Genomic DNA, 25,338 nt, shown 5'->3' on the forward strand with positions numbered 1-25,338 from the left:
CTCGTAAAATGTTCTTCATGTTTGACCTGAAGTAGCTTGGTTGGGGCCTAGGTCTGGTCTAGTCCTTTGGCTTCTCATCAGTGATCGAAATAGTTCGACGAACTATGTCTTGTTTGATTGTGACTCCATTCACATCGCCTCCGTGAAACAGACTCCACATGTAATCGTCAGGCAGATTATAATAGCGTATCTCGGTTAAGTTGATCATGCCCGATGCCATGGGAATCTTCGTTGTCGTGACCGAAACTTCTTTAAAGCCAAAACGATAGTCGCCACGTTCTTTGAAGTGACTGTTGGCGTGTGTCTTTGATCCTGTTCGAGTCGACGAACAAAGCCCGTCAATTTCGGTTTCGAATACTTGTCTCCAAGATTTTTCCGAGCCGCCAATTTGAATTGAGAACTGACATTCCTTTTGCAGCTCACATTTCGATTCCGTTGTTAGTCCAAATGACATAAACCCGGGAACAGTTAGTCGCTTTTTTTGCCCGTCATCCTGAACATGGAAAATAGTACGGCCACAATCCAGAACCTCTTGCGCCACTGCCTCGCCGCCAATTGAAAGCAATCCTGCGACACATGTCGTCAAAATAAATGCTGGCCCGACTTTGATCTGTAGAACTTGCCTTAAGTTCACGAAATCCACCTCTTCAACCAATCCTTGTTCTCAATCCGACCGTTTCACCTCAATTCCAGCCCTGCGTCAATCCACACAACTTGCCCCCGGAAACAAAACCAGTTAGGGGCCAATCGTCTTACGAATAAGGGGAAGTCAGATGTCCGCGCCCAAGAAAGTTATTCTGGCCTATTCCGGTGGCCTTGATACCTCGATCATTCTGAAATGGCTGCAGACCGAGTATGGGTGTGAGGTCGTGACCTTCACCGCCGATCTGGGTCAGGGCGAAGAGCTTGACCCTGCCCGCCAAAAGGCTGAACTGCTGGGGATCAAGCCCGAGAACATCTATATCGAGGATATCCGCGAGGAATTCGTTCGCGATTTCGTCTTCCCCATGTTCCGCGCCAATGCGCAGTATGAGGGTCTGTACCTGCTGGGCACATCGATCGCCCGCCCTCTGATCTCAAAGCGTCTGGTCGAGATTGCCGAAGCCACCGGCGCGGACGCCGTGGCCCATGGCGCCACCGGCAAGGGCAACGATCAGGTGCGGTTCGAACTCGCCGCCTATGCGCTGAACCCCGATATCAAAGTGATTGCGCCGTGGCGCGAATGGGACCTGACCAGCCGTACCCGCCTGCTGGAGTTCGCCGAAGCCAACCAGATCCCAATTGCAAAAGACAAACGTGGCGAAGCGCCGTTCTCGGTCGATGCCAACCTGCTGCACACCTCGTCCGAGGGTAAGGTTCTGGAAGACCCCGCCGATATGGCGCCCGATTACGTCTATCAGCGCACCGTGCACCCCGAGGATGCGCCGAACGAACCGGAATTCATCGAGATCGGCTTTGAAAAAGGTGACGCGGTCAGCATCAACGGCGAAGCAATGAGCCCCGCGACTATCCTGACCAAGCTGAACGAATACGGTGGCAAGCACGGCATTGGCCGTCTGGATCTGGTCGAAGGCCGGTTTGTGGGCATGAAGTCACGCGGCATCTACGAGACGCCCGGCGGCACAGTCTTGCTGGAGGCACATCGCGGCATCGAGTCGATCACAATGGATCGTGGCGCGATGCATCTGAAAGACCAGCTGATGCCGCAATATGCCGAAATTATCTATAACGGTTTCTGGTACTCGCCCGAGCGTGAGATGTTGCAAGCCGCCATCGACAAGTCTCAGGAGCACGTCACCGGCACCGTGCGCGTGAAACTGTACAAAGGTCTGGCCTCGACCGTGGGTCGCTGGTCTGATCATTCGCTGTATTCCGAGGCTCATGTGACCTTTGAGGAAGACGCCGGCGCCTATGATCAGAAAGACGCCGCCGGGTTCATCCAGCTGAACGCACTGCGCCTGAAGCTGCTGGCGGCACGGGACAAGCGTCTGGCCAAGTAGTCAACGCTTTAGACCAAAACACTGCCTCGGCACGCGGATACGCTGCCGGGGTTTTCTTTTTCAGTTAGGTGACATTCAAGTTCCCGTTGGGTCACTCTTGCCGCAGCCGAGATTTTGTCTTTACGCATGCGTCAACAGTGAAAGGACAAAGATCATGCTTGAGGACATCGCCAACGGCATTCAAAAGGGGCTGGATGGCAAGACCTTTGACGGGTCGTTGAAATTCGATTGTGGTGAGGACGGCGTGATCGTTTTGGCGGATAATCAGGCCTCGACACAGGATCGGGATGCAGACTGCACCATTCGCCTCTCCAAAGACAACCTCACCAAGCTGTTGACAGGCAAGCTGAACCCGATGACCGGCGTGGCGCTGGGCAAACTTAAGGTTTCGGGCAACATGGGTGTTGCGATGAAACTGGGACAGTTGCTGGGTTAAAATCCATCACCGCTGCGCTGGCGATAAACTCGTCTCACCAGCGCGTGACAAACCATGTCAGCCAATTGCAAGTTGATCGGAGTCGGGCCACGCTGATCCAGGAAGGAGACTTGCCATGACACGGACTGTGTATCACGACTGCATCAAACCCACCCTGTTGTTTGCACTGATTGTCTTTGTTGCCCTGTTGCGTGCCCAACCAGCGCCAGCTGCGGGAACAGAAACGCTGACCGTGGCGGGCGGGTGCTTTTGGTGTGTTGAATCCGATTTCGAATCCGTCCCCGGCGTGATCGGGGCGGTATCCGGTTATACGGGCGGCACAACCGCCAGCCCAACCTACGACGAAGTGACCAAAGGGGGCACGGGCCACTATGAAGCCGTCCAGATCTCGTTCGATCCGGCCCGTGTGTCACGTGAAACGCTGCTGAACATGTTCTTCCGGTCGGTCGATCCCACCGATGCAGGCGGCCAATTCTGCGACCGAGGCGACAGCTACCGCACCGCTGTTTTCGTCTCTAACACAGGCGAAAAAGCCCAGGCAGAGGCAGCAAAAGCCAATGCGCAAGCGGCTTTGAACCAGACCGTCGTGACCCCGATCCTGCAGCAATCGACCTTTTACCCGGCCGAGGCTTACCATCAGGATTACTACAAAGGTGAAAAACTGGTGTTTACCCGGTTTGGTCCAAAACGTCAGAAAAAAGCCTATAAAGCCTATCGCCAGGCTTGCGGACGGGATGCACGGGTCAAACAGCTTTGGGGAAGCGCTGCGCCTTTCGCCGGGTCCTAGTCGAACTGCGCGTCGCGCACCTCTCGTAAATCCGGAATGACATCAGCGGTGCCGTGCCGCGTGACCATCAGGGCCGCAGCACGGTTCGCCTGTGCAATTGCATGTTCCATTGGCATACCCCGGTCCATGCCAGCCAGAACGTATCCCGTGAAGGTGTCGCCCGCGCCAGTCGTATCCACGGCTTGCACTTTATGTGCGGCAAATTCGAGCGGATCGCATCCCTGTTGCAGATACCGTGCGCCCTTGGAGCCCAGGGTCACAATCACATGCCGAACGGGCAGATCCTTTGCGTCCAGGCCAGTGTCCTGATGCAGCTGCTCAGCCTCAACCTCATTCAGGATTAGAAAATCCAGATAAGGCAGAACGGCCTGAACCGACTGCGCCTGAAACGGCGCTGCGGCGTAACAGACTGTCAAACCCATCTCGCGCCCCAATCGCGCCGCTTCGACCTGCGCATTGGTTTCGTTCTGCAAAACCAACAGATCGCCGGTATTGGCTGAGGCCAGCGCCTGCCCCAACTGCGCTGTGTCCAGCGCGTGATTGGCGCCCGGGAAAAGGATGATCAGGTTTTCACCATGTGCGTCTACGGCAATGATTGCGTGGCCTGTGGGAACCTCAACCTCGGCAATGTACCGTGTGTCGACGCCATATTCTGTCAGGCGATCCTTTGCCCAGCGCCCATCCGTACCCACGGCTCCGATATGGCTGACCCGGGACCCTGCCCGTGCAGCGGCGACCGACATGTTGGCGCCTTTGCCTCCCAAAAACCGGTCCAGCCCACTGGCCGCAAGGGTTTCTCCGGGCGCAGGTAAGTGCGGCAAGGCATAAACCATATCCGCATTGATCGAGCCGAGGTTCCAGATCGTCATCGCTTACTCAATATCGCAGGAGGCCAGGATGGCCATGTTCAGAATGTCATTTGCCGTCGAACCGGTCGAGCAAATCTGGATCTGCTTGTCGATCCCCGACAGGATCGGCCCGATGACCGTGGCCCCGCCCATCTCCTGCATCAGTTTCGTTGAAATCGATGCCGAATGCCGCGCAGGCACGATCAGGATGTTTGCAGGACCGGTCAGGCGCGAGAAGGGATAGGCTTCTTGCTGATCGACATTCAGCGCCACATCCACCGTCATCTCACCCTCATATTCAAAATCAACACCCCGGGCATCCAAGACCGTCGGTGCGACGTGCATCTTCTCGGCCCGTTCGGAGACCGGGTAGCCAAAAGTCGAGAAGCTGACAAAGGCGACGCGCGGCTCGATCCCCATATGGCGCGCAACGGCGGCGGCGCGTTCGGCGATATTGGCCAGGTCGTTTTCATCCGGCCATTCGTGCACCAGCGTGTCGCCGATCAAAACGATCCGACCCTTGTGCAGCAGCGCCGTGACACCTGCGGCGCCATGGACCGCGTCTGCGTCAAACACATGATTGATTCGATCCAGAACATGTGCCGATTTGCGGGTGGCACCGGTCACCAGCCCGTCTGCATGCCCATGGGCCAACATCAGGGACGAAAACACGTGCCGGTCACGGGCTGCCAGGCGATGGATATCTTTGTGGTCAAAGCCCTTACGCTGCAACCGTTTATATAGAAATTCCTTATACGTCTCGAGATGCGTGGTGTTTGCCGCATTCACAACTTCAAGTTCGCGCACGGCATCGCCCAGCCCGGCTGCCTGAAGCTTTTCTTTGACGTCATCGGCACGGCCCACAACCAAAGCTTTCCCGAAGCCCGAGCGCTGGTACATCACCGCTGCACGCAGCACGCGGGGATCATCGCCCTCGGCAAAGACCATCCGGCTTTGTGCCGCGCGGGCGCGGGCGTTCAGGCCGCGCAGGATGCTGGCGGTTGGGTCCATGCGGGATTTGAGGCTCAGCTCATAGGCATCCATATCGATGATCGGACGCCGCGCGGCCCCGGTGTCCATACCAGCCTTAGCCACAGCGGGTGGTATCCGGTGGATCAAGCGCGGATCAAACGGCGTCGGAATGATATAGTCGCGACCAAAAGTCAGCGATTTGCCATAGGCCATAGCCACCTCATCCGGCACATCCTCGCGCGCAAGCCGCGCAAGCGCATGGGCACAGGCGATTTTCATTTCATCATTGATGGCCCGGGCATGAATATCCAACGCACCCCGGAACAGGTACGGAAAGCCCAGCACGTTGTTCACCTGGTTGGGGTAATCACTGCGGCCCGTGGCGACGATCGCATCAACGCGGACCTCGTGCGCCTCCTCTGGCGTAATTTCCGGATCAGGGTTGGCCATCGCAAAAATGACCGGGTTGTCGGCCATCGAAACAACCATATCCTGCGTCACCGCGCCCTTGACCGACACGCCTAGGAACACATCCGCGTCTTTCATTGCCTCTTCCAGGGTGCGCAATTCAGTGGAGATAGCGTGGGCCGATTTCCACTGGTTCATTCCCTCGGTTCGGCCCTGATAGATCACGCCCTTGGTGTCACAAACGATGCAGTTTTCATGCCGCGCACCCATCGCCTTGAGAAGTTCGATACACGCAATCCCAGCAGCGCCTGCGCCGTTGAGAACGATTTTCACATCTTCAATCTTCTTGCCCGAGATCTGCAGCGCATTCAGCAATCCGGCCGCACAGATCACCGCCGTACCGTGCTGATCATCGTGGAAGACGGGAATATCCATCTCTTCCTTCAGGCGCTGTTCGATAATGAAGCACTCAGGCGCCTTGATGTCTTCGAGGTTGATACCGCCGAACGTGGGTCCCATCAGCCGCACGGCGCGGCAAAACTCATCCGGGTCTTCGGTGTCGAGCTCGATATCGATCGAGTTCACATCAGCGAACCGCTTGAACAGAACCGATTTCCCTTCCATCACCGGTTTCGAGCCCAGCGCCCCTAGATTGCCAAGGCCCAGAACCGCCGTCCCGTTTGAGATCACGGCGACCAGATTGCCTTTGTTGGTGTAGTCATACGCCGTTTCGGGGTTTTCCGCGATTGCTTCACATGGAACTGCGACACCAGGGCTGTAGGCCAGCGACAGATCCCGTTGCGTGGTCATCGGGACGGTGGCCTGCACCTCCCACTTGCCGGGGGTTGGGTCCAGGTGAAAGGCCAGAGCCTCTTCTTTGGTTATCTTCGCTTTGGGCATTTGACAGGTCGTTTCCATGACTTCGGGGCTGATGCGTCATAGCGCAGGCCGGTGCGCGCCTCAACGACAATACGTTTTCACCTTTCACAGCGGATAGGGGGTTTGTAAGGTCGCGACCGGAAAACGCCTGAAGGGATCAGCCTTGTCCACAGTCACGCCGATGATGGCGCAATATCTCGCGATCAAAGAAGCCCATGCAGACGCCCTGCTGTTCTACCGTATGGGCGACTTCTACGAGATGTTTTTTGAAGACGCGGTCAACGCCGCGGAGGCACTGGACATCGCCCTGACCAAGCGCGGTAAGCACAATGGTAACGACATTCCGATGTGCGGCGTGCCGGTTCATGCGGCCGAAGGCTATTTGCTGACGCTGATCCGCAAAGGGTTCCGTGTGGCTGTTTGTGAGCAGATGGAGAGCCCGGCTGAAGCAAAGAAAAGAGGCTCTAAATCGGTCGTAAAGCGGGATGTTGTGCGTTTGGTCACCCCTGGCACACTGACCGAAGACGCTCTGCTAGAGGCGCGGCGGCATAACTTTCTGGCCGCGTATTCCAAAGTTCGGGAGGACACCGCGCTGGCCTGGGCCGATATCTCAACCGGAGCGTTTCACGTGATGTCATTGACCTCGGTTCGGCTAAGCCCTGAGTTGGCACGGTTGGCGCCATCCGAGTTGATTGTGCCCGATGGCTCCGAGCAAACGTTGCCGGAACCAGTTCGCGATCTCGGCATTTCGCTGACCCCAGTGGGACGCGCCAGCTTCGACAGCACGGCGGCAGAAAAACGCATTTGCGGGCTGTTTCACGTGGGCGCTCTGGACGCATTCGGGAATTTCAGTCGCGCCGAAGTATCCGCAATGGGCGCGCTGATCGACTATCTCGAGATTACGCAGAAGGGCAAACTGCCCCTGCTGCAAACGCCATTGAAAGAATCCGAGGACCGCGTTGTCCAGATCGATGCCGCCACACGGCGCAATCTGGAACTGACCCGGTCGCTATCTGGCGGTCGCGCTGGGTCGCTGCTGTCAGTGGTGGATCGTACTGTCACACCGGGCGGCGCACGCTTGCTGGAGCAGCGCTTATCCAGCCCATCGCGCAGTCTGGATATCATCAACGGGCGACTGGACGCGGTTGCATTTGCCGCCGAAGACAGCCTGATTTCCTCGGACCTGCGCGAAGCCCTGCGCAAAACCCCTGACTTAGACCGCGCCCTGTCCCGCCTTTCGCTGGACCGCGGCGGCCCGCGTGATCTGGCCGCCATTCGCAATGGCATGACGCAGGCTTCTGCCATTGCGGCGCTTTGCTCTGATCACGATCTGCCGGTCTTGCTCGCGACCGCCGTGCAAAACCTGGTTGGATTCGATGATCTTCTGGCTTTGCTGGACGAAGCGCTCGTGGCCGAACCCCCTTCGCTGACTCGCGATGGCGGTTTCATTGCCCCCGGCCTTGACGCCGAACTGGACGAGGCCCGCACATTGCGCGACCAGGGCCGTTCGGTCATCGCTGGCTTCCAACAGAAATACGCAGCGGACACCGGCATCACTTCGCTGAAAATCAAGCACAACAACGTGCTCGGCTATTTCATCGAAACCACGGCCACCCATGCGCAGAAGATGCTGAGCCCGCCGTTCAGCGAAACCTATATCCACCGTCAAACCACCGCCAACCAAGTGCGGTTCACAACGGTAGAACTGTCCGAGATTGAAACGCGTATCCTGAATGCGGGAAATCTGGCGTTAGAAATCGAGAAACGGCTCTACCAAAGGCTTTCTGGCGAGATTTTAGCCAGAGCAGCACATCTGAACCAAGCCGCCCGCGGGTTAGCTGAGCTGGATCTGACCACCGGACTGGCCGATCTGGCGCGGGGTGAAAACTGGTGCCGTCCGTATGTCGACGCTTCGCGTGCATTTGACGTACAGGGTGGGCGCCATCCGGTCGTCGAACACGCGCTGCACCAGCAAAGCGGTGATGCCTTCGTCGCCAACGACTGTGATCTAAGTGCGGACGCAGGATCTGCCGTCTGGCTGCTAACCGGGCCGAACATGGCCGGTAAATCAACCTTCCTGCGCCAAAATGCACTGATCGCACTGCTCGCCCAAATGGGCAGCTACGTTCCTGCAGAGCAGGCACATATCGGTGTTGTCAGCCAGTTATTCAGCCGCGTCGGCGCATCGGATGACCTAGCACGAGGGCGCTCAACCTTCATGGTTGAAATGGTCGAGACAGCCGCGATCCTAAATCAGGCTGATAAGCACGCTTTGGTCATATTGGATGAAATCGGTCGCGGAACGGCCACTTACGATGGTCTGTCAATCGCCTGGGCGACGCTGGAACATCTACACGCGGCAAACCAATGTCGAGCCCTGTTTGCCACCCACTACCACGAACTGACAGCGCTAGCCGGAAAGCTGGAAGGCGTCGAAAATGCCACCGTTGCCGTCAAGGAATGGGAAGGCGAGGTCATCTTCTTACATGAAGTCCACAAAGGGGCCGCTGATCGGTCCTATGGGGTTCAGGTGGCCCAATTGGCTGGCCTTCCTGCTTCCGTGGTCGACCGCGCCCGCATTGTTCTCGATCAGTTGGAAAAAACCGAACGAGAGGGCGGCAAGCAAAAGGCATTGATCGATGACCTGCCCTTGTTTTCGGCCGCAGCGCCGCCACCGCCCCCGACACCCAAATCGTCACCCGTCACGGATATGCTGGATGACATTTTACCGGATGAGCTGTCCCCACGCGAAGCGCTCGACCTGATCTACAAATTGAAAGAGGCGGCCAAACCCTGACCGCCCCTTCATCTTTTCAAAAATACTCTCGCCGAAGGCTTGGCTTCAAGAAGCCAATCAGCTTGCAGGCATGGATGACACGCCAACCTGCGCCGGGCGCAGCAGGCGGTCGTACAACATGAAGCCTTCGGCCGACACTTGAATGATATCTCCGGCACGGGTGCCGGGCAAAGGCGCTTCGAACATCGCTTCGTGCATATTTGGATCAAACCGATCGCCGACCTGGGGTGTGATCACTTCGATCCCATGTTTTTGGAACACGTCCTTAAGGGCGCGCATGGTCAGCTCAACGCCTTCCAGCAGGGCGCCAGCGACTTCTTTCTGCTCGTCGGTCGCGGCTTCCAGGGCGCGTTTCATGTTGTCGTAAACCGGCAACATGTCGCGCGCCAGTTTCGATCCGCCATATTGCTCAGCATCGCGACGCGCCTTGTCGCCCCGCTTTCGGGCGTTTTCCGCGTCCGCCAGCGCGCGCATGAATCTGTCTTTGTATTCATCACGCTCGGCGCGCAGCTCATCAAGCTCCAGCGCGTCATCGCTGATTTCTGCAAATTCATCCGCCAGCTCTTCCGCCTCGGCGGTTGCGATGTCGTCCAGAAAATCTTCGTTCTTGGGCTCTGCCATTTCTTAACCTCTAGCTCCGGTCGGATATCAGCTTGCCAACCAGTTGCGCCGTATAATCCACGATCGGCACGATCCGTCCGTAATTCAGACGTGTGGGCCCGATGACCCCGACCGCACCGATTATCTTACGATCAGCGTTCATATATGGAGACACCACCAAAGAGGAACCCGAAAGTGAGAAAAGTTTGTTCTCAGACCCAATAAAAATGCGCACACCTTCACCTTCTTCGGTCAATTCAAGGAATTCGGCAATGTCACGCTTGCGTTCTAGGTCGTCAAACAACGTGCGAATACGGTCCAACTCCTCTGCTTCACCCGGATCACCCAGCAGATTCGCCCGCCCCCGGACGATCAGGCGAGCGGAATCTGATCCATCTCCGTCCCAGGCCGCCATTCCGCTATCAACCATTTCGCGGGCCAGGACATCGATCTCTTGGCGGCGGGCTGTTATCTGGGTTTGCATCTGACGACGTACTTCGCTGAGGGTCCGGCCCTCGATCAGCGCATTCAGGAAATTCGCCGCCTCGCGCATGGAACTAGGCGTTTGGCCGGGCGGCGGCGTGAAGAGGCGGTTTTCCACGTGCCCGTCAGCAAAAACCAAAACCACCAAAGCGCGATCATGAGCAAGTGCAACAAATTCGATGTGCTTAATCTCGGATTCTTGCTTGGGCGTGAGAACAAGGGACGCCCCATGGGTCACGTGTGACAGGGCCGATCCTACCCGATCCAGCATTCCGCCAACATCACCGGCATTGCCGCCAAGCGTGTCGTCCAGCTTTTGACGATCATCCGCGCCCAGATCTCCGACTTCCAGCAACCCATCCACGAACATCCGCAGTCCCTGCTGGGTCGGTATTCGGCCGGCGCTGATATGAGGGCTGTCGAGCAGCCCCAGAAACTCCAGATCTTGCATGACATTGCGCACGGTCGCGGCGCTGACCTTTTCCGACAGGGTGCGCGTCAAGGTGCGGCTGCCGACCGGTTCGCCGCTGTCCAGATAGCTTTCGACGATCAGTCGGAACACCTCGCGGGACCGGTCATTCATCTCGTCCAGAATTTTGCTCGCTTCGCTCATCGGCAATCCCTTGCTGGATTGTCATTAAATAGCAGGCATACGAAAGGTCAATCGGGGTTGCATCGTAACGCTACGGGGCGTTATCCCCAACCCAGCAAACAAAGGATTTCCAATGCGACCCTCAGGACGTGATCTAAACGAAATGCGCGCGGTTTCAATTGAGACCGGTTTCACCAAACATGCCGAAGGTTCCTGCCTGATCAAAATGGGTGACACTCATGTGCTGTGCACCGCCACAATCGAGGATCGCGTACCACCGTTCATCAAGGGGTCAGGGCTAGGTTGGGTCACTGCCGAATACGGCATGCTGCCCCGCGCAACCAACACGCGAATGCGGCGCGAAGCAGCCAGTGGCAAGCAAGGTGGTCGCACTGTGGAAATCCAACGACTGATCGGCCGATCCTTGCGCGCGGGCGTGGACCGGGTTGCGCTGGGTGAGCGTCAGATCACCGTGGATTGCGATGTGATCCAGGCCGACGGCGGCACCCGTTGTGCCTCGATCACCGGCGGCTGGGTCGCGCTGCGTCTGGCGGTGAACAAATTGATGAAAACAGGTGATGTGATTTCGGACCCGCTCATCGATCCGGTGGCTGCCGTGTCCTGCGGTATCTATGCCGGTCAGCCAGTGCTCGACTTGGACTATCCCGAAGACAGTGAAGCGGGTGTTGATGGTAACTTCATCATGACCGGCTCAAAAAAGCTGATCGAAGTGCAGATGAGCGCCGAAGGCTCGGTCTTTAGCCGTGATCAGATGAATCAACTGATGGATCTGGCCGAAAAAGGCGTCGGCGAATTGGTTGCCGCGCAAAAGGCCGCCGCCGCATGACCCGCAAGTTCGACGGTGACAGGCTGTTGGTGGCCACGCATAACAACGGCAAGCTTGAGGAAATGGCGCATCTGCTTGAGCCTTTTGGCGTAAGTGTTGTTGGCGCTGGTGATATGAACTTGCCCGAGCCGGAGGAAACCGAGGATACTTTCGTCGGCAATGCCCGGATCAAGGCACATGCCGCTGCGAAGGCCACCGGCCTGCCTGCCCTGTCGGACGATTCCGGGATCACCATCGATGCGCTGAACGGCGCGCCGGGCGTTTACACCGCTGACTGGGCCGAAACCGGCAATGGCCGGGATTTCCTGATGGCGATGACCCGTGCCCACAACGAACTTGAAGCCAGGAACGCAGCGCATCCGCGTACCGCACAGTTCCGTAGCACATTGGTTTTAGCATGGCCCGACGGCCATGACGAAGTGTTCGAGGGCATCGCCCCCGGCCACCTCGTCTGGCCTATTCGCGGTAAAGATGGGTTTGGCTATGACCCAATGTTTGTCCCCGACGGTCACGACATTACCTTTGCCGAGATGGATCGCTGGGAAAAGAACAAGATCAGCCATCGCGGTCGCGCAATGGAGATGTTCGTGAAAGGCTGTTTTGGCAGATGATTGGCGCAACGGGGGCTTTGGCCTGTACGTGCACTGGCCCTTTTGCGAGGCCAAGTGCCCCTATTGCGACTTCAACAGCCATGTGTCACGTAATATTGATCAAAAACAATGGCTTACATCGTATCTGAGTGAGCTAAAGCGATCTGCAGTGGAAACGCCGGACCGGGTATTGAACACCATCTTCTTTGGCGGAGGTACGCCGTCGTTGATGGCACCGGAAACCGTGGCTGCGGTAATTGATGAAGCCCGCGCACTCTGGCGCCCCTCCAATAACATGGAAATCACTCTCGAGGCCAACCCCGGGTCCGTCGAAGCCGGTCGGTTTGCCGCCTATCGCGACGCCGGTGTCAATCGGATTTCGATGGGCGTTCAGGCGTTGAACGACGATGATCTGCGTCAGTTGGGGCGCATTCATACAGTGGCCGAAGCACGATCGGCCTTTGACATTGCCCGCAACTGCTTTGATCGCGTCAGCTTTGACCTGATCTACGCACGACAGCACCAAACACTGGATGCCTGGTGCTCTGAGTTGACCGAGGCTCTGTCCATGGCGGTGGATCACTTGTCGCTATATCAACTGACGATTGAGAACGGGACAGCCTTTGGAGACCGCTACGCCGTTGGCAAACTGCGCGGCCTGCCAGAAGACGACAGTGCAGCTGATATGTATCTAGCCACACAAGATATTTGCGAAGCCCATGGGTTACCGGCTTACGAAGTCTCCAATCATGCGCGCCCCGGGGCCGAGTCGCAGCACAATCTGATCTATTGGCGCTACGGCGATTACGTCGGCATTGGGCCGGGTGCACACGGCCGGGTCACGTTAGATGATCGCAAATTTGCAACCGAGACCTACCTGTCTCCGAATGGGTGGCTGACTGCCGCTGCTTCAGGGTCGGGTGAAAAGGAACGCAGCGTACTTTCCTCTCAGGACCAGGCCAGTGAATACCTTATGATGTGTATGAGGTTATCCGAAGGTCTACATATAGATAGATTCGAGCAGCTGTCAGGAAATTCTTTATCTGCTTCAAAAATTGATGAGCTTTCTGAAATAGGCATGATCACGCTTCAAGACGGCAGGCTTATTGCAACCAAGGACGGGCGCGCTGTTCTGAACGCTGTCATCCGAGAGCTATTAGGGTAGCGCATGCATTATCTTTGGGCTGCGCTGGGATTGCTATGTGTCGCACTGGCCGTGATCGGAATCGTGCTACCACTGTTGCCAACGGTCCCTTTTCTTTTACTGGCCGCGTTCTTTTTCGCCCGCTCTTCGTCCAGGCTGCACAATTGGCTGCTCAGCCACCGGGTATTTGGCCCAATGATCCAGGATTGGCAAAACTCGGGCGCAATTCGACCCGGTGCAAAAAAAGCGGCAACTGTGTCCGTTGCCGCCGTGTTTGGATTATCCGTCGTGATGTCGGCGCCAAATCATGTACTGATCATTCAGGCCATCGTCTTGTCTGGCGTTATGGTCTTTATCTGGACCCGCCCTAACGGCTGAGCTTGGCGCAAAGATCGTCAAGCTGGTCCAGGTTTTCATAGGTCAGCACCACCTGCCCCGTTTCCGTACCCGGCTTGTGATTGATTGTCACTTTCATCGCAAGGATGGCTGACAAATCCTTTTCCAAGGCGCGCGTATCCGCATCTTTCCCCGAATCTAGGTTTCTGGACCGAGGTGTTGGGCGCTCTACTTCGCCTTGTTGCTGTTTTTTAACCAGGCTTTCCGTCGCACGCACCGACAAACCATCGCGAACGATGATCTTGGCCAGCTCTGACGGATTCTCTGCGGTGATCAAAGCCCTTGCATGCCCGGCAGATAGTTTTCCTTGTATTACAAACGACTGCACATCCATTGGCAGCGAAAGCAGGCGCAGAAGGTTGGCGATATGGCTTCGGCTTTTTCCCAGCGCTTCGGCAAGCTTTTCTTGAGTGTGGCCAAAGCGGTCCATAAGCTGTTTGTAGCCTGCCGCTTCTTCCACCGCGTTCAGATCTGCCCGCTGAATGTTTTCGATAATCGCGACTTCCAGAACCTCGGTGTCGTCAAATTCACGAACAATTACAGGGATTTCATGCAGTTGTGCCATTTGCGCAGCGCGCCAGCGCCGTTCGCCCGCTACGATCTCGTACGCGCCACCACCCACTGAACGGACGATCAAAGGCTGAATGATGCCTTTTTCCTTCACCGATGCAGCCAGTTCATCTAGCTGCTCGGGCATAAAGGTCCGGCGTGGCTGGTTTGGGTTGGCGCGCAGCTTTTCAATCGGAACATTCAGGTCAGGGCGCCGCGACGTCGTCGGCAAGCGCCCCTCGGAATCCTGCGTGACATCGGCCATTAGGGCAGACAACCCGCGCCCCAAGCCCCTTGGTTTTGTCTTTTTGGCGCTCACGTCGCCCTCCTCACTACCGCTCAGGCGGCGGCTTTATTGTTCTTGTGCATGACCTCGCGTGCCAGATGCCGATAAGCCATCGCTCCAAGCGAGCCCGAGTCATATTGCAAAACTGGCAGCGCATAAGACGGCGCTTCGCTGACCCGCACATTTCTGGGTATCTTGGTCTTAAAGACCATCTCTCCCAGATTGTCACGTGCATCCTTTTCGACCTGACGGGACAAGTTGTTGCGGTTGTCATACATGGTCAACACAACACCTTCGATTCTCAGGTCCGGATTCGCGGTCTGCCGCACCTCTCGAATCGTGAGCATGAGTTGCGAAAGCCCTTCCAAAGCAAAGAATTCACTTTGCAGCGGAACCAGTATGGAATGGGCCGCGACCATTGCGTTCACGGTCAACAGGTTCAGCGATGGCGGGCAATCAATCAGGACAAAATCTAGCTCAAATGGATCGATTGCGGTTTGGCGCAATGCATCATGCAAAAGATAGCTGCGTTTTTCATTCGAAATGAGCTCAATATCAGCCGAGCTCAGATCCACAGTCGCCGGAACAACATATAAGCCGCCGATTTCCGTTTCCTGTACAACCGCCTCAAGCGGCGCGTCATCAAGGATCAGATCATAAGTGGTCCAATCCCGATCCTCTACACCCAAGCCGGTTGATGCGTTTCCCTGTGGATCAAGATCAACCACCAAAACCCTGCAGCCAGCTTCAGCCAAACCCGCTGCCAGATTGATCGCCGTCGTCGTTTTTCCAACCCCGCCCTTCTGATTGGCTACCGCAATAATACGAGGCCCTGAAGGACGAGACAGATCAACCACGTGATACTCCTTTGATCTTAAGGATAACGGCCTGGGGTTCAGTTAAACTTGTAATCGGCTCCGCGTCGAAATTCCATTCCTCGCGCGCTTCGCCTAGCTCTTTTTTCCAGTTTGCGCCTTTCGGCAACAAAGCTGTCCCATTTTTACTTAAATGCCTGTCACAAAACGACAATAACGTGCGCAGATCTGCCAAAGCTCGGGCTGATACTATATCTGCGCCCAGCCCATCAACAGCCTCGATTCGCTTGGAGATGACTTTGCAATCAAGGCCGCATTCCCGCGCGACACTGCGTAGAAACGCGGACTTTCTTTGATCGCTTTCTACAAGCGAAAAACGGGCTCGCGGCGATTCATCAGCTGCCATTATGGCGCAAACCATACCCGGGAAACCGCCACCACTGCCAAGATCCACCCAGCTTCGAAACTCATCAGCACATCTGTAAACTTGAACGGAATCACGGATGTGACGCTCCCAGATTTCCGACAGGCTGTTTCGAGAGACCAGATTGATCTTGGGATTCCATCGCCTTACCAAATCGACGTATGTTGTGAGCCGGGAAAATGTTTCACGTGAAACATTCAAATCCTTAAAAAGAGAATACTCGGGTGTCATGCGCGCCTGGCTTCTTTGCGAAGTTTGGCAAGAACCAGTGTTAGGGCAGCCGGCGTAACCCCCTCCACCCGACTGGCCTGCGCGATGTTCTCTGGCTTGGCCTGAGAAAGCTTCTGCTTCATCTCGGATGACAATCCATCCAGCGCGAAATAGTCAAATACCCGCGGGATTACATAAGCTTCATCGCGCTTCATTGCGTCGACATCCCTTTGTTGTCGGGCAATGTAATTCGCATACAGTGCATCACGCTCGACTTGCTGGCGGATTCCCGGTTCAACATCGTGAAGATCAGGAATCAAAGGCAACAAACCATCAAAAGAAACATCCGGGAATGCAAGGATCGCCATACCGTCGCGACGATTCCCATCCTGATTGATGTTTATGCCCGCGGACCGCACCTCTTTTGGCGTAAAAGTTCGGTCGGTCAGTCTTGATTTTACTGCATCAAGTTGGTGCATTTTCTTCTCAAAATGAGATCGTCGGGTCGCGCCTACGCACCCCAGATTCAGGCCGAGTGGTGTCAGGCGTTGATCGGCATTGTCCGCGCGCAACGAAAGGCGGAACTCGGCCCGAGAGGTGAACATGCGGTAAGGTTCAGCAACACCACGTGTCGTCAGATCATCGATCATAACGCCAATATAGCTGTCCGCCCGAGTGAAGTGAGCAGGCTCACGGGCATGAACTTCCAGCGCCGCATTCAGGCCAGCTACCATACCTTGGGCCGCCGCCTCCTCATATCCTGTTGTACCGTTGATTTGACCCGCAAGATATAGTCCCGGGATTTCTGGCAGCGACAAGGACGCGGTCAGCACGCGCGGATCTACGTAATCGTACTCAATCGCATATCCCGGTTGCAGAATATCAGCTTTTTCAAGCCCTTTGATCGAGCGCACGTAATCTAGCTGAACATCCTGTGGCAGAGAGGTCGAAATACCGTTTGGGTAAATCGTATGATCGTTGACACCTTCGGGTTCGAGGAAGACCTGATGAGAGTCCTTGTCGGCAAACCGAACGATCTTGTCTTCGATCGAAGGACAATATCTTGGCCCTACGCCATCGATATGGCCGCCATACATCGCAGATTTGGCCAGGTTCTTTTCGATGATTTCGTGTGTGCGTTCGTTCGTGTGTGTGATTCCGCAAGCGATTTGCGGCGCAATAACCGATGTGGAAAGGAACGAGAACAGTATCGGTTCGTCGTCACCGTCCTGACGAGCCAGATCGGACCAGTCAATTGTTCGGCCATCCAGACGCGGTGGAGTACCAGTTTTGAGCCGCCCCATGGGAAGTTTATAGCTGTCCAGACGCTCGGCCAGCTTGACAGAGGGGCGGTCCCCCATACGGCCACCCGGGCGAGAAATGTCGCCGATATGGATAACGCCGCGCAGAAAGGTGCCGGATGTCAGGATGACAGCACGTGCCGGGATCTCTGAGTCGTCGCCTAGCTTCACTCCTGCAACGCGATCACCATCCATCAGAAAATCAACGACTTCGCCAGTGATCACCGAAAGATGTTCTTGGCCCTGAGTTTCCTGTTGCATCGCTGCCTTGTACAACGACCGGTCCGCTTGCGTGCGCGGTCCTTGAACGGCAGGTCCCTTCCTACGGTTCAATAAGCGAAACTGGATACCCGCACGATCCGCAACTCGGCCCATGACACCATCCAGTGCATCAATCTCTCGCACCAGGTGCCCTTTTCCCAGTCCTCCAATTGCCGGGTTACAGGACATAACACCGATATCTGCCGCCGACAGCGTTACCAGAGCTGTGGCCGCACCCATTCTCGCGGCCGCATGCGCAGCTTCGGTGCCCGCATGACCTGCACCAATCACAACCACATCGAAATTCGAATGTTTCACGTGAAACACTCCTCACTTACCGAGACAAAAGCTGGAGAAGATTTCATCTAACAGGGTTTCGACATCTATTCTTCCGACCAGAGATTCAAGGGCCCGGATCGCAGTTCGCAGCTCTTCCGCTGCGATATCATACAAGTCTGGGCCTGATTCCAGAACCGCCATTGCTGATCCAAGAGCATCCACAGCTTTAACAATCGCAACACGATGACGTTCGCGTGTGGCGATACCATGGCTAGTATATCTATGACCGATTATATACGAAATCTGGGATATCAGCGTATCGATACCCTGCCCCGTCTTACCAGAGATGCCACCGTCTGACTCTGCTCGCAGGTCTGCTTTGGGCAAAACCTGGATGTCACCGTCTTGCATTGGAACACCCAGTTCCTTTGGTGATTCCGTCAAGAACACCCGAAGGTCTGCCGCCTCGGCGCGCTTTCTGGCCAGCTCGATTCCCAGGTTTTCTACATAGTCCTGGGTGTCCCGCAATCCTGCCGTGTCCAACAAAGTCACCGGCAATCCCGCCAGATCCATTCGGACTTCGATGACATCCCGGGTCGTTCCCGCGTATTCAGATGTAATCGCCGCTTCACGCCCGGCCAATGCATTCAACAATGTGGATTTTCCTGCATTCGGCAGACCAACAATGGCAACTTCAAACCCGGTTCGGATCCGTTCGGCTATCTTAACACCGGCCGCCTCGCGTTTCAGATCGGTCATGACACCCGATACAAGATCATGTACTTCGGGTGTCACATCTGTTGGAACCTCCTCATCAGCAAAGTCGATGACCGCTTCCAACAGAGAGGCTGCACGTATCAAATCGCGTCGCCATCGTTCCGCCAGCCCGCCCAGCTTACCGGCAAGAATGGTCTGAGCCTGCTTCCGCTGCGCCTCAGTTTCGGCGTCAATCAGATCCGCAAGTCCTTCGACCTGCGTCAGATCCATCTTTCCGTTTTCCAAGGCCCGACGTGTGAACTCACCGGGGTCTGCCAAGCGCAGGCCATCCGCCTCGGACAGACACCGCAGCACAGCGTTTACTGAAGCCGTACTTCCGTGGATCTGCAGTTCGGCCACATCTTCGCCGGTAAAGCTTGCGGGTGCCTGGAAGGTCAGAACCAGCCCATCATCTAAACGTGACCCAGACGAGTCACGAAGCGTACACAGCTTCATACCTCTGGCAAACAACTCTCCGCCAGTAAGAGTGGCTGCAGCGTGATGCGCGTGCGGGCCAGACAAGCGAATGACGGCCACTCCGGCTTTGCCTTGTGCGCTGGCCAAGGCGAAGATCGTATCCATTCGAAGGCCTCGCGTCGGTTAAGACCTGTGTCAGGTATTCATCGAATCGAAGAACTCACCGTTCGTCTTGGTCTGTTTCAACTTGGACAACAGGAACTCAATCGCGTCGGTGGTGCCCATCGGGTTGAGGATGCGGCGCAGAACAAAGGTCTTGGCCAGATCGCCCTTATCGACCAGCAGGTCCTCTTTCCGCGTACCGGATTTGAGGATGTCGATCGCAGGGAACACGCGCTTGTCTGCGATCTTGCGATCCAGCACGATTTCCGAGTTACCGGTGCCTTTGAATTCTTCAAAGATCACTTCGTCCATCCGGCTACCAGTGTCGATCAGCGCGGTGGCGATGATGGTCAGCGAGCCACCCTCTTCGATATTCCGTGCCGCACCAAAGAAACGCTTCGGTCGTTGCAGGGCATTTGCATCCACACCACCGGTTAGAACTTTACCCGAAGATGGGACTACTGTGTTAAAAGCCCTACCAAGTCTTGTGATTGAATCGAGAAGAATAACAACATCTCGTTTATGTTCGACCAAACGCTTGGCTTTTTCGATCACCATCTCAGACACAGCCACGTGGCGCGTCGCCGGTTCGTCGAAGGTAGAAGAAACAACCTCACCCTTCACCGAACGCTGCATGTCGGTCACCTCTTCCGGGCGTTCGTCGATCAGCAGAACGATCAGGTAGCACTCCGGATGGTTCTGTTCGATCGAATGCGCGATATTTTGCAGGATGACCGTTTTACCGGTCCGTGGAGGTGCCACGATCAGCGACCGCTGGCCTTTCCCGATGGGTGAGACCAAGTCAATCACGCGGGCCGATTTGTCCTTGATGGTCGGATCTTCGATCTCCATCTTCAGACGCTCATCCGGATAGAGCGGTGTCAGGTTGTCAAAAGCAACCTTGTGCTTGGCTTTCTCGGGCTCTTCAAAGTTGATCTTGGTAACTTTGGTTAGCGCGAAATAGCGCTCACTCTCATCAGGGGCTTTGATATCACCCTCGACCGTGTCACCGGTGCGCAGCGAGTGCAGGCGGATCATATCCGGAGAGACATAGATATCATCCGGGCCGGGCAGATAGTTCGCCTCGGGCGACCGCAGAAAGCCGAACCCATCCTGCAGAACCTCAAGCACACCGTCACCGCCCACGACCCAGCCCTCATCTGCGCGTTCGCGCAGGATCTGGAACATCATTTCGCCTTTTCGCATGGTCGAGGCGTTTTCGATTTCCAGCTCTTCGGCCATGGCCAGAAGGTCTTTGGGGCTTTTGGCTTTCAGATCAGCCAGATTTAGGGATTCAGTAGTCATTATGATACGGACCTCGGCCGCAGGGATCGCGGCACCAGAATGGAATTTCAACTTGGAAGATACGCCGCCCGGACGGGCGTGTTGCGCCTTTCATAAGCGCCAAAGCGGTCGGAGTCAAACAGGCCTCAGAATTTCAATATCACGGCCAGAACGATCACTACCATCAAGACGGTGGGAACCTCGTTCATCATGCGGTACTGACGCCCTGTGAGCGTGTTACGCCCCTCTAAGAAGTCTTTACGCCGTGCCATCAGCCAATGATGAAACCACGTCATGCCGATCACAGCTGCGCCTTTGACCCAGGGCCAGCTGTAATCCCAGCCGACGATGCCGGGAGTAAAGACCATGATCAATCCGCACACCCAGGCCACCATACTTGCGGGTCCCATAATCACGCGCAGCAGCTTGTGCTCCATTTCGAAGAAAATCTCTTGCGCCCCATCGACGGACTGCGCTTTTTCGACGTGATAGACGAACAATCTGGGAAGATAGAACAGACCAGCCATCCACGAGATGACGGCCATGATATGAAGCGACTTCACCCATGGGTACAGCGTGAAAAGAAGATCGGTCATTTTGGTTCTCGGCTTTGTTCGGGACCTACCTAATAAAAATATAAGAAAAGAAAAAGGATGATGGTTTTGTAGGGAGGCCGGAATCAGTGGATTACTTTTTTACACCTATGTTTTCCCCAGGTGGACAGAATCTTTTCCATCACAAGTGATTCTGTTAATACGAAATTTAACACAATTAAAACAAGTACTTATAACGAAAATATCATCACTCTGGTGGGGATAACTCTCTGGGTAGTTCCGGAAACTTGAGTTGTTCCTTTTGTCACAATTATTCTTGTCCCTGCTGGACTTTTTTAGGGCGACTCGGGGAAGTCTGACGCGAGACTCCCAGGGTTGCGTGTCAACCGGAAAACCATAAAAAGCACCCCAGAACTCTCAATGATTTGCGCACGGGGTTGTCCACATGTCTGTCCCCATCATCCTGGCATCAGGGTCTTCAATCCGAACGCAGCTGCTGGAAAACGCAGGGGTGCCTCATACCGTTCAGATCGCGCGCGTAGATGAGGATACCATGAAACGCGCGCTGTTGGCAGAGGATGCCCCGCCCCGCGATGTTGCGGACGCGCTGGCAGAAATGAAGGCGCGCAGGATCAGTGACAAGAACCCGGGGCCAATGGTTCTTGGGTGCGATCAGGTTCTGGATTTTGAGGGCCGATTGTTGTCAAAGCCCGATACGCGAGAAGAGGCGTTGGCGCAGCTTAAGATGATGCGGGGCAAGCGGCACATGCTGCTATCAGCTGCGGTGATCTATCAGGATGGTGAACCGGTCTGGCGGCATGTTGGCCAGGTACGTCTTCGCATGCGCGCCAGTTCCGATGCATATCTGAACGATTATGTCGCGCGGAATTGGGACAGCATCCGCCATGCTGTCGGGGCCTACAAGCTGGAAGAAGAAGGCGTGCGCCTGTTCGCCACCATTGACGGGGACTATTTTAACGTCTTGGGTATGCCTTTACTGGAGCTGCTAAATTTTCTGGCTGTCAAAGGGGTGATTGATCAATGACGGACACTCGGGTTCCGCTGGCTGGTGTGATTGGGCATCCCATTGGGCACTCGCGCTCACCCAAGCTGCATGGTCATTGGCTGAAAACCTATGGTTTGCCGGGGCATTATGTTCCAATGGACGTGGTTCCGGTAGATCTCGAGACCGTTTTGCGAACATTGCCAAAGGCGGGCTTTGTCGGCGCAAACGTTACGGTTCCACATAAAGAGGCTGCGTTGCGGCTGGCCGATCACGCGTCGGACAGGGCGACGGTCATCGGCGCTGCGAACACGCTGGTGTTTCGTGACGACGGGTCAATTCATGCCGACAACACGGATGGATACGGATTCATGGAAAACCTGTGCAGCGGTGCGCCCGACTGGAGCGCCTCGGATGGCCCGGCCGTTGTGTTTGGCGCCGGAGGCGCGGCGCGTGCTGTCTTGCAGGCCCTTGCGGATGCCGGAGTTCCGGAAATACTGCTGACCAATCGAACTCGGGCCCGAGCGGATCATTTGAAAGAGGAGTTCGGCCAGCGCATTAGAGTGGTCGATTGGGTTCAGGCGGGTAATGTGATTGAAAACGCAGAGCTGGTGGTCAACACAACATCTTTGGGCATGCAGGGCCAGCCGGAATTGCGGGTGCCGTTGGATGGGTTGCAGCCCGGTGCTGTGGTCACCGATTTGGTCTACACCCCTTTGAAAACGCGTCTTTTGCAAACAGCTGACGATGCTGGATGCACCACGGTCGACGGATTGGGAATGCTGTTGCACCAAGCCGTACCTGGATTCGAGCGCTGGTTTGGAATTCGCCCTGACGTAGACGCAGACACCCGCGCTGCTGCTTTGGCATGAGCTTCGCCTTGGGTCTGACTGGGTCCATTGGAATGGGCAAAAGCACCACAGCACAAATGTTTGTCGACGAAGGATGTGCGCTTTGGGATGCGGATGATGCCGTTCACCGGCTGTATTCAAAAGGTGGCGCAGCGGTTGAGCCCATGAGAACTGCCTTTCCTTCTGCGGTCGCGGATGGTGCCGTGAACCGGGACGCGCTAAAGCAGATTATTTCAGGTGATCCGGCAGCCTTGAAAACCATTGAAACGATTGTGCATCCACTGGTGGCTGCAGATCGGGCCGCATTTCGCGACAGCACGACCGCAGATATTTTGGTGTTTGACATCCCACTGTTGTTTGAAACTGGGGGTGACGCGGCAATGGACGCCGTGGCTTGCGTGTCGATCCCAGCCGAGGAGCAGACGCGCCGTGTGATGGAGCGTGGAACGATGACCGAGGCACAGTTTGAACAGATCCGCGCCAAACAGATGCTAAATGACGAAAAATCTGCGCGGTCGGATTATGTGATTGTCACCGACACACTGGACCATGCCCGCGCACAGGTGCAGGATGTGGTCAGGCAGATACGGGCGAGATTGGCAGATGCGTGAGATTGTACTCGATACCGAAACCACGGGATTTGACCCCGAAAGCGGTGATCGGATTGTAGAGATCGGCGCGGTTGAGCTGTGGAACCACGTGGCCACCGGCGAAACTTATCATGTCTATATCAACCCGGAACGATCCATGCCCGAAGAGGCGTTTGGTGTTCACGGCATTGGACCCGACCTTCTGGAGCCACCGCGCCCGATTGAAAAAGGTCAGGTGACCCTGAAAGACAAGCCAGTCTTCGCCAAAGTGGGTCAGGGATTCCGCGATTTTGTTGGCGACGCGAAACTGGTGATCCACAATGCGTCGTTCGATATGAAGTTCCTGAACGCCGAACTTGGCTGGATGGGCCTGCCGCCGCTGCCGATGGATCAGGCGCTCGACACGCTGGCGATTGCGCGCAAACGCTTTCCGGGCTCGCCCGCGTCGCTGGATGCTCTGTGCCGGCGGTTCAACATCGATAACTCGAACCGGGTATTGCATGGCGCTTTGCTCGACTCTGAAATTCTGGCCGAGGTGTATCTGGAGCTGATCGGCGGGCGGCAACCCGATTTTGGCCTGTCTGCATCGGGTTCGACAGCCGCAGGTGGCGGTGATGACTGGCGCCCATCCCCACGCGCAACGGCACTGCCATCTCGAATTACCGAAGATGAGCAAGCAGCGCATGAGACTTTTGTTGAGAAGCTGGGCGAAAACGCCCTTTGGACCCGCGCCTGATCCGGTCAGGCGCGGGTTAAAACCTTAAGCGTCAGCGCTTTGCGCCTGCTGCGCCTGGCGGCGCGCCAACTCATTGCGATACAGGCTGACAAAGTCGATATTGTCCAGATTGACCGGCGGATAGCCACCGTCACGGGTAATATCGCTGACGATGCGGCGCAGGAATGGGAACAACATCCGCGGGCATTCGATCATCAGGAACGGATGCAGTTGATCCTCTGGCACACCTTCGATGTGGAACAGACCGCAGTAGTCAAGCTCGCAAAGGAACAGCACGTCTTCCAGACCTTTGGCCTTAGATTTCAGGTTCAGCTTGATCGACACTTCGTATTGATTATCGGTCGGGCGCTTCTTGGCATCGAGGTTCACTTGAACGGCGATTTCGGGCTGAACATCCCCGGACACGCCTTTTTGAGCCATCACGTTCTCAAACGACATATCCCGGATGAACTGCCCCAAAACACGCATCTGAACCTGCGGGGCGGATGGTGCCGCAGTGTTTTCTGCAGCGTTTTCTTCGGCCATGGATCTACTCCAAATGTAAAAATCGCCACTGCTTAGCAAGTTGGGCGCGACACCTCAATGCTCGGGCGGGCCTTCTACCCATTTGGACGGCTTTGAAGGGTTTTTTCTGGGCCGAACCTCGGTGAATTCTCCGTCAATCACGTCACCCTGACCAAACGGGGCTTTGGTGTTTTGAAAGCCAGGGCCTGGACCCATCTGAAACTGAGTGACTTTGACTTTGGATTTCAGATAGCGAAAAACCGCCATCCTGAAGCCCGGGATCAACAGGGCAAACCCAACTGCGTCTGTGAAAAAGCCCGGCGTCAGCAGCAATGCCCCCGACAGCAGGATCATGGCGCCGTGGGCAAGCGGCTCGGTCGGATCATCAAGTTCGGCAAATGAACGCTGCAATTGTCCCAGTGCCATGCGACCTTGTGTCCGAACCAGAACGGTGCCCAAAACCGCTGTCAGGACTACAATCGCAAGCGTAGGCCAAAGACCGATCAACCCGCCAACCTGAATGAACAGAGCGATTTCGATGATAGGCACCAACAAAAATGCCAAGAACAGGTACATT

26 protein-coding genes are annotated in these 25,338 nt (G+C 55.9%); 12 read left to right on the plus strand and 14 right to left on the minus strand.

Annotation, left to right across the window (positions count from 1 at the left end):
- Positions 1–58: 58 nt before the first annotated feature.
- Complete coding sequence (locus tag ACR0BU_RS11515) at positions 59–655, minus strand: hypothetical protein (protein WP_480737430.1); 597 nt, start codon at positions 653–655, stop codon at positions 59–61.
- A gap of 118 nt (positions 656–773) precedes the next feature.
- Between ACR0BU_RS11515 and ACR0BU_RS11520 the strand changes: the two genes are divergently transcribed.
- From ACR0BU_RS11520 to msrA, 3 genes are all read left to right on the plus strand, one after another.
- Complete coding sequence (locus ACR0BU_RS11520; protein WP_480737429.1) at positions 774–2,000, plus strand: argininosuccinate synthase; 1,227 nt, start codon at positions 774–776, stop codon at positions 1,998–2,000.
- A 154-nt stretch (positions 2,001–2,154) separates the two neighbouring features.
- Positions 2,155–2,436 (plus strand): SCP2 sterol-binding domain-containing protein, encoded by a 282-nt coding sequence (locus ACR0BU_RS11525; protein ID WP_480737427.1) that lies wholly within the window; start codon positions 2,155–2,157, stop codon positions 2,434–2,436.
- A 115-nt stretch (positions 2,437–2,551) separates the two neighbouring features.
- Complete coding sequence (gene msrA, locus ACR0BU_RS11530) at positions 2,552–3,223, plus strand: peptide-methionine (S)-S-oxide reductase MsrA (RefSeq protein WP_480737425.1); 672 nt, start codon at positions 2,552–2,554, stop codon at positions 3,221–3,223.
- Here the strand turns inward: msrA and ACR0BU_RS11535 are convergent.
- Positions 3,220–4,092, minus strand: a complete 873-nt coding sequence (locus ACR0BU_RS11535; RefSeq protein ID WP_299890609.1) for a ribokinase — start codon at positions 4,090–4,092, stop codon at positions 3,220–3,222. The genes msrA and ACR0BU_RS11535 overlap by 4 nt on opposite strands.
- 3 nt (positions 4,093–4,095) lie before the next feature.
- Positions 4,096–6,351 (minus strand): NADP-dependent malic enzyme, encoded by a 2,256-nt coding sequence (locus ACR0BU_RS11540; RefSeq protein WP_299081167.1) that lies wholly within the window; start codon positions 6,349–6,351, stop codon positions 4,096–4,098.
- A gap of 160 nt (positions 6,352–6,511) precedes the next feature.
- Between ACR0BU_RS11540 and mutS the strand changes: the two genes are divergently transcribed.
- On the plus strand, positions 6,512–9,127 hold the full coding sequence (mutS, locus tag ACR0BU_RS11545; RefSeq protein ID WP_480737567.1) for a DNA mismatch repair protein MutS: 2,616 nt from the start codon (positions 6,512–6,514) through the stop codon (positions 9,125–9,127).
- Positions 9,128–9,184: 57 nt separating this feature from the next.
- Here mutS and ACR0BU_RS11550 read toward each other — a convergent pair whose 3' ends face one another.
- Both ACR0BU_RS11550 and hrcA read right to left on the minus strand, forming a co-directional pair.
- Positions 9,185–9,748, minus strand: a complete 564-nt coding sequence (locus ACR0BU_RS11550; protein ID WP_298935886.1) for a nucleotide exchange factor GrpE — start codon at positions 9,746–9,748, stop codon at positions 9,185–9,187.
- Between the two features lie 10 nt (positions 9,749–9,758).
- The gene (gene hrcA, locus ACR0BU_RS11555; RefSeq protein WP_298935884.1) at positions 9,759–10,823 is read right to left on the minus strand and encodes a heat-inducible transcriptional repressor HrcA; all 1,065 of its coding nucleotides are present in this window, start codon (positions 10,821–10,823) and stop codon (positions 9,759–9,761) included.
- 112 nt (positions 10,824–10,935) lie between these two features.
- On the opposite strand from hrcA, the gene rph reads away from it, so the two are divergent.
- Genes rph through ACR0BU_RS11575 form a run of 4 tightly spaced genes read left to right on the plus strand, consistent with a single transcriptional unit; the run spans position 10,936 to position 13,761 of the window.
- The gene (gene rph, locus ACR0BU_RS11560) at positions 10,936–11,649 is read left to right on the plus strand and encodes a ribonuclease PH (protein ID WP_480737423.1); all 714 of its coding nucleotides are present in this window, start codon (positions 10,936–10,938) and stop codon (positions 11,647–11,649) included.
- Entirely contained in the window at positions 11,646–12,260 is a 615-nt protein-coding gene (gene rdgB, locus ACR0BU_RS11565; protein WP_298935882.1) for an RdgB/HAM1 family non-canonical purine NTP pyrophosphatase, read from the plus strand. Before rph ends, rdgB begins: the two co-directional genes overlap by 4 nt.
- Positions 12,250–13,404, plus strand: a complete 1,155-nt coding sequence (gene hemW, locus ACR0BU_RS11570; RefSeq protein WP_480737422.1) for a radical SAM family heme chaperone HemW — start codon at positions 12,250–12,252, stop codon at positions 13,402–13,404. The genes rdgB and hemW overlap by 11 nt, the downstream gene beginning before the upstream one ends.
- A gap of 3 nt (positions 13,405–13,407) precedes the next feature.
- Positions 13,408–13,761: a YbaN family protein gene (locus ACR0BU_RS11575; protein ID WP_299081172.1), complete on the plus strand. Its 354-nt coding sequence runs from the start codon at positions 13,408–13,410 to the stop codon at positions 13,759–13,761.
- On the opposite strand, the gene ACR0BU_RS11580 is transcribed toward ACR0BU_RS11575, so the two are convergent.
- The 7 genes from ACR0BU_RS11580 to ACR0BU_RS11610 form a co-directional block, all read right to left on the minus strand.
- On the minus strand, positions 13,751–14,647 hold the full coding sequence (locus ACR0BU_RS11580) for a ParB/RepB/Spo0J family partition protein (protein ID WP_480737420.1): 897 nt from the start codon (positions 14,645–14,647) through the stop codon (positions 13,751–13,753). The two genes, ACR0BU_RS11575 and ACR0BU_RS11580, sit on opposite strands and share 11 nt — an antisense overlap.
- Before the next feature lie 20 nt (positions 14,648–14,667).
- Positions 14,668–15,471, minus strand: coding sequence for a ParA family protein (locus ACR0BU_RS11585; protein WP_298935878.1), 804 nt, complete (start codon positions 15,469–15,471; stop codon positions 14,668–14,670).
- The gene (gene rsmG, locus ACR0BU_RS11590; RefSeq protein ID WP_480737418.1) at positions 15,464–16,084 is read right to left on the minus strand and encodes a 16S rRNA (guanine(527)-N(7))-methyltransferase RsmG; all 621 of its coding nucleotides are present in this window, start codon (positions 16,082–16,084) and stop codon (positions 15,464–15,466) included. The genes ACR0BU_RS11585 and rsmG overlap by 8 nt, the downstream gene beginning before the upstream one ends.
- Positions 16,081–17,943: a tRNA uridine-5-carboxymethylaminomethyl(34) synthesis enzyme MnmG gene (gene mnmG / locus ACR0BU_RS11595; protein WP_480737417.1), complete on the minus strand. Its 1,863-nt coding sequence runs from the start codon at positions 17,941–17,943 to the stop codon at positions 16,081–16,083. The genes rsmG and mnmG overlap by 4 nt, the downstream gene beginning before the upstream one ends.
- Positions 17,944–17,955: 12 nt before the next feature.
- Complete coding sequence (mnmE, locus tag ACR0BU_RS11600; protein ID WP_480737415.1) at positions 17,956–19,242, minus strand: tRNA uridine-5-carboxymethylaminomethyl(34) synthesis GTPase MnmE; 1,287 nt, start codon at positions 19,240–19,242, stop codon at positions 17,956–17,958.
- Between the two features lie 30 nt (positions 19,243–19,272).
- A complete protein-coding gene (gene rho / locus ACR0BU_RS11605) occupies positions 19,273–20,544 on the minus strand; it encodes a transcription termination factor Rho (protein WP_298935873.1) in 1,272 nt (423 codons plus the stop codon).
- A gap of 125 nt (positions 20,545–20,669) precedes the next feature.
- A complete protein-coding gene (locus ACR0BU_RS11610) occupies positions 20,670–21,119 on the minus strand; it encodes a CopD family protein (protein ID WP_480737414.1) in 450 nt (149 codons plus the stop codon).
- Between the two features lie 403 nt (positions 21,120–21,522).
- Here ACR0BU_RS11610 and ACR0BU_RS11615 point away from each other — a divergent pair, with 403 nt between their 5' ends.
- From ACR0BU_RS11615 to dnaQ, 4 genes are read left to right on the plus strand one after another with little or no spacing between them, the layout of a single operon-like run.
- Positions 21,523–22,122, plus strand: coding sequence for a Maf family protein (locus tag ACR0BU_RS11615; RefSeq protein WP_299890592.1), 600 nt, complete (start codon positions 21,523–21,525; stop codon positions 22,120–22,122).
- Positions 22,119–22,952: a shikimate dehydrogenase gene (locus ACR0BU_RS11620; protein ID WP_299890590.1), complete on the plus strand. Its 834-nt coding sequence runs from the start codon at positions 22,119–22,121 to the stop codon at positions 22,950–22,952. Before ACR0BU_RS11615 ends, ACR0BU_RS11620 begins: the two co-directional genes overlap by 4 nt.
- Positions 22,949–23,542, plus strand: a complete 594-nt coding sequence (gene coaE, locus ACR0BU_RS11625) for a dephospho-CoA kinase (protein ID WP_480737412.1) — start codon at positions 22,949–22,951, stop codon at positions 23,540–23,542. The genes ACR0BU_RS11620 and coaE overlap by 4 nt, the downstream gene beginning before the upstream one ends.
- Complete coding sequence (dnaQ, locus tag ACR0BU_RS11630) at positions 23,535–24,257, plus strand: DNA polymerase III subunit epsilon (protein ID WP_298935868.1); 723 nt, start codon at positions 23,535–23,537, stop codon at positions 24,255–24,257. Before coaE ends, dnaQ begins: the two co-directional genes overlap by 8 nt.
- Positions 24,258–24,281: 24 nt before the next feature.
- On the opposite strand, the gene secB is transcribed toward dnaQ, so the two are convergent.
- A complete protein-coding gene (gene secB / locus ACR0BU_RS11635) occupies positions 24,282–24,782 on the minus strand; it encodes a protein-export chaperone SecB (protein WP_298935867.1) in 501 nt (166 codons plus the stop codon).
- A gap of 54 nt (positions 24,783–24,836) precedes the next feature.
- On the minus strand, positions 24,837–25,337 hold the full coding sequence (locus ACR0BU_RS11640) for an FxsA family protein (protein ID WP_480737410.1): 501 nt from the start codon (positions 25,335–25,337) through the stop codon (positions 24,837–24,839).
- Between the last annotated feature and the right edge of the window lies 1 nt (position 25,338).

The organism is Ruegeria sp. CK2, assembly GCF_056536585.1.

Bases quoted from the DNA above. Each gene is read 5' to 3' on its own strand.
- ACR0BU_RS11520 (WP_480737429.1), top strand. From the start codon at position 774: ATGTCCGCGCCCAAGAAAGTTATTCTGGCCTATTCCGGTGGCCTTGAT.
- ACR0BU_RS11525 (WP_480737427.1), top strand. From the start codon at position 2,155: ATGCTTGAGGACATCGCCAACGGCATTCAAAAGGGGCTGGATGGCAAG.
- msrA (WP_480737425.1), top strand. From the start codon at position 2,552: ATGACACGGACTGTGTATCACGACTGCATCAAACCCACCCTGTTGTTT.
- ACR0BU_RS11535 (WP_299890609.1), bottom strand. From the start codon at position 4,092: ATGACGATCTGGAACCTCGGCTCGATCAATGCGGATATGGTTTATGCC.
- ACR0BU_RS11540 (WP_299081167.1), bottom strand. From the start codon at position 6,351: ATGCCCAAAGCGAAGATAACCAAAGAAGAGGCTCTGGCCTTTCACCTG.
- mutS (WP_480737567.1), top strand. From the start codon at position 6,512: ATGATGGCGCAATATCTCGCGATCAAAGAAGCCCATGCAGACGCCCTG.
- ACR0BU_RS11550 (WP_298935886.1), bottom strand. From the start codon at position 9,748: ATGGCAGAGCCCAAGAACGAAGATTTTCTGGACGACATCGCAACCGCC.
- hrcA (WP_298935884.1), bottom strand. From the start codon at position 10,823: ATGAGCGAAGCGAGCAAAATTCTGGACGAGATGAATGACCGGTCCCGC.
- rph (WP_480737423.1), top strand. From the start codon at position 10,936: ATGCGACCCTCAGGACGTGATCTAAACGAAATGCGCGCGGTTTCAATT.
- rdgB (WP_298935882.1), top strand. From the start codon at position 11,646: ATGACCCGCAAGTTCGACGGTGACAGGCTGTTGGTGGCCACGCATAAC.
- ACR0BU_RS11575 (WP_299081172.1), top strand. From the start codon at position 13,408: ATGCATTATCTTTGGGCTGCGCTGGGATTGCTATGTGTCGCACTGGCC.
- rsmG (WP_480737418.1), bottom strand. From the start codon at position 16,084: ATGACACCCGAGTATTCTCTTTTTAAGGATTTGAATGTTTCACGTGAA.
- mnmE (WP_480737415.1), bottom strand. From the start codon at position 19,242: ATGGATACGATCTTCGCCTTGGCCAGCGCACAAGGCAAAGCCGGAGTG.
- rho (WP_298935873.1), bottom strand. From the start codon at position 20,544: ATGACTACTGAATCCCTAAATCTGGCTGATCTGAAAGCCAAAAGCCCC.
- ACR0BU_RS11610 (WP_480737414.1), bottom strand. From the start codon at position 21,119: ATGACCGATCTTCTTTTCACGCTGTACCCATGGGTGAAGTCGCTTCAT.
- ACR0BU_RS11615 (WP_299890592.1), top strand. From the start codon at position 21,523: ATGTCTGTCCCCATCATCCTGGCATCAGGGTCTTCAATCCGAACGCAG.
- ACR0BU_RS11620 (WP_299890590.1), top strand. From the start codon at position 22,119: ATGACGGACACTCGGGTTCCGCTGGCTGGTGTGATTGGGCATCCCATT.
- coaE (WP_480737412.1), top strand. From the start codon at position 22,949: ATGAGCTTCGCCTTGGGTCTGACTGGGTCCATTGGAATGGGCAAAAGC.
- dnaQ (WP_298935868.1), top strand. From the start codon at position 23,535: ATGCGTGAGATTGTACTCGATACCGAAACCACGGGATTTGACCCCGAA.
- secB (WP_298935867.1), bottom strand. From the start codon at position 24,782: ATGGCCGAAGAAAACGCTGCAGAAAACACTGCGGCACCATCCGCCCCG.
- ACR0BU_RS11640 (WP_480737410.1), bottom strand. From the start codon at position 25,337: ATGTACCTGTTCTTGGCATTTTTGTTGGTGCCTATCATCGAAATCGCT.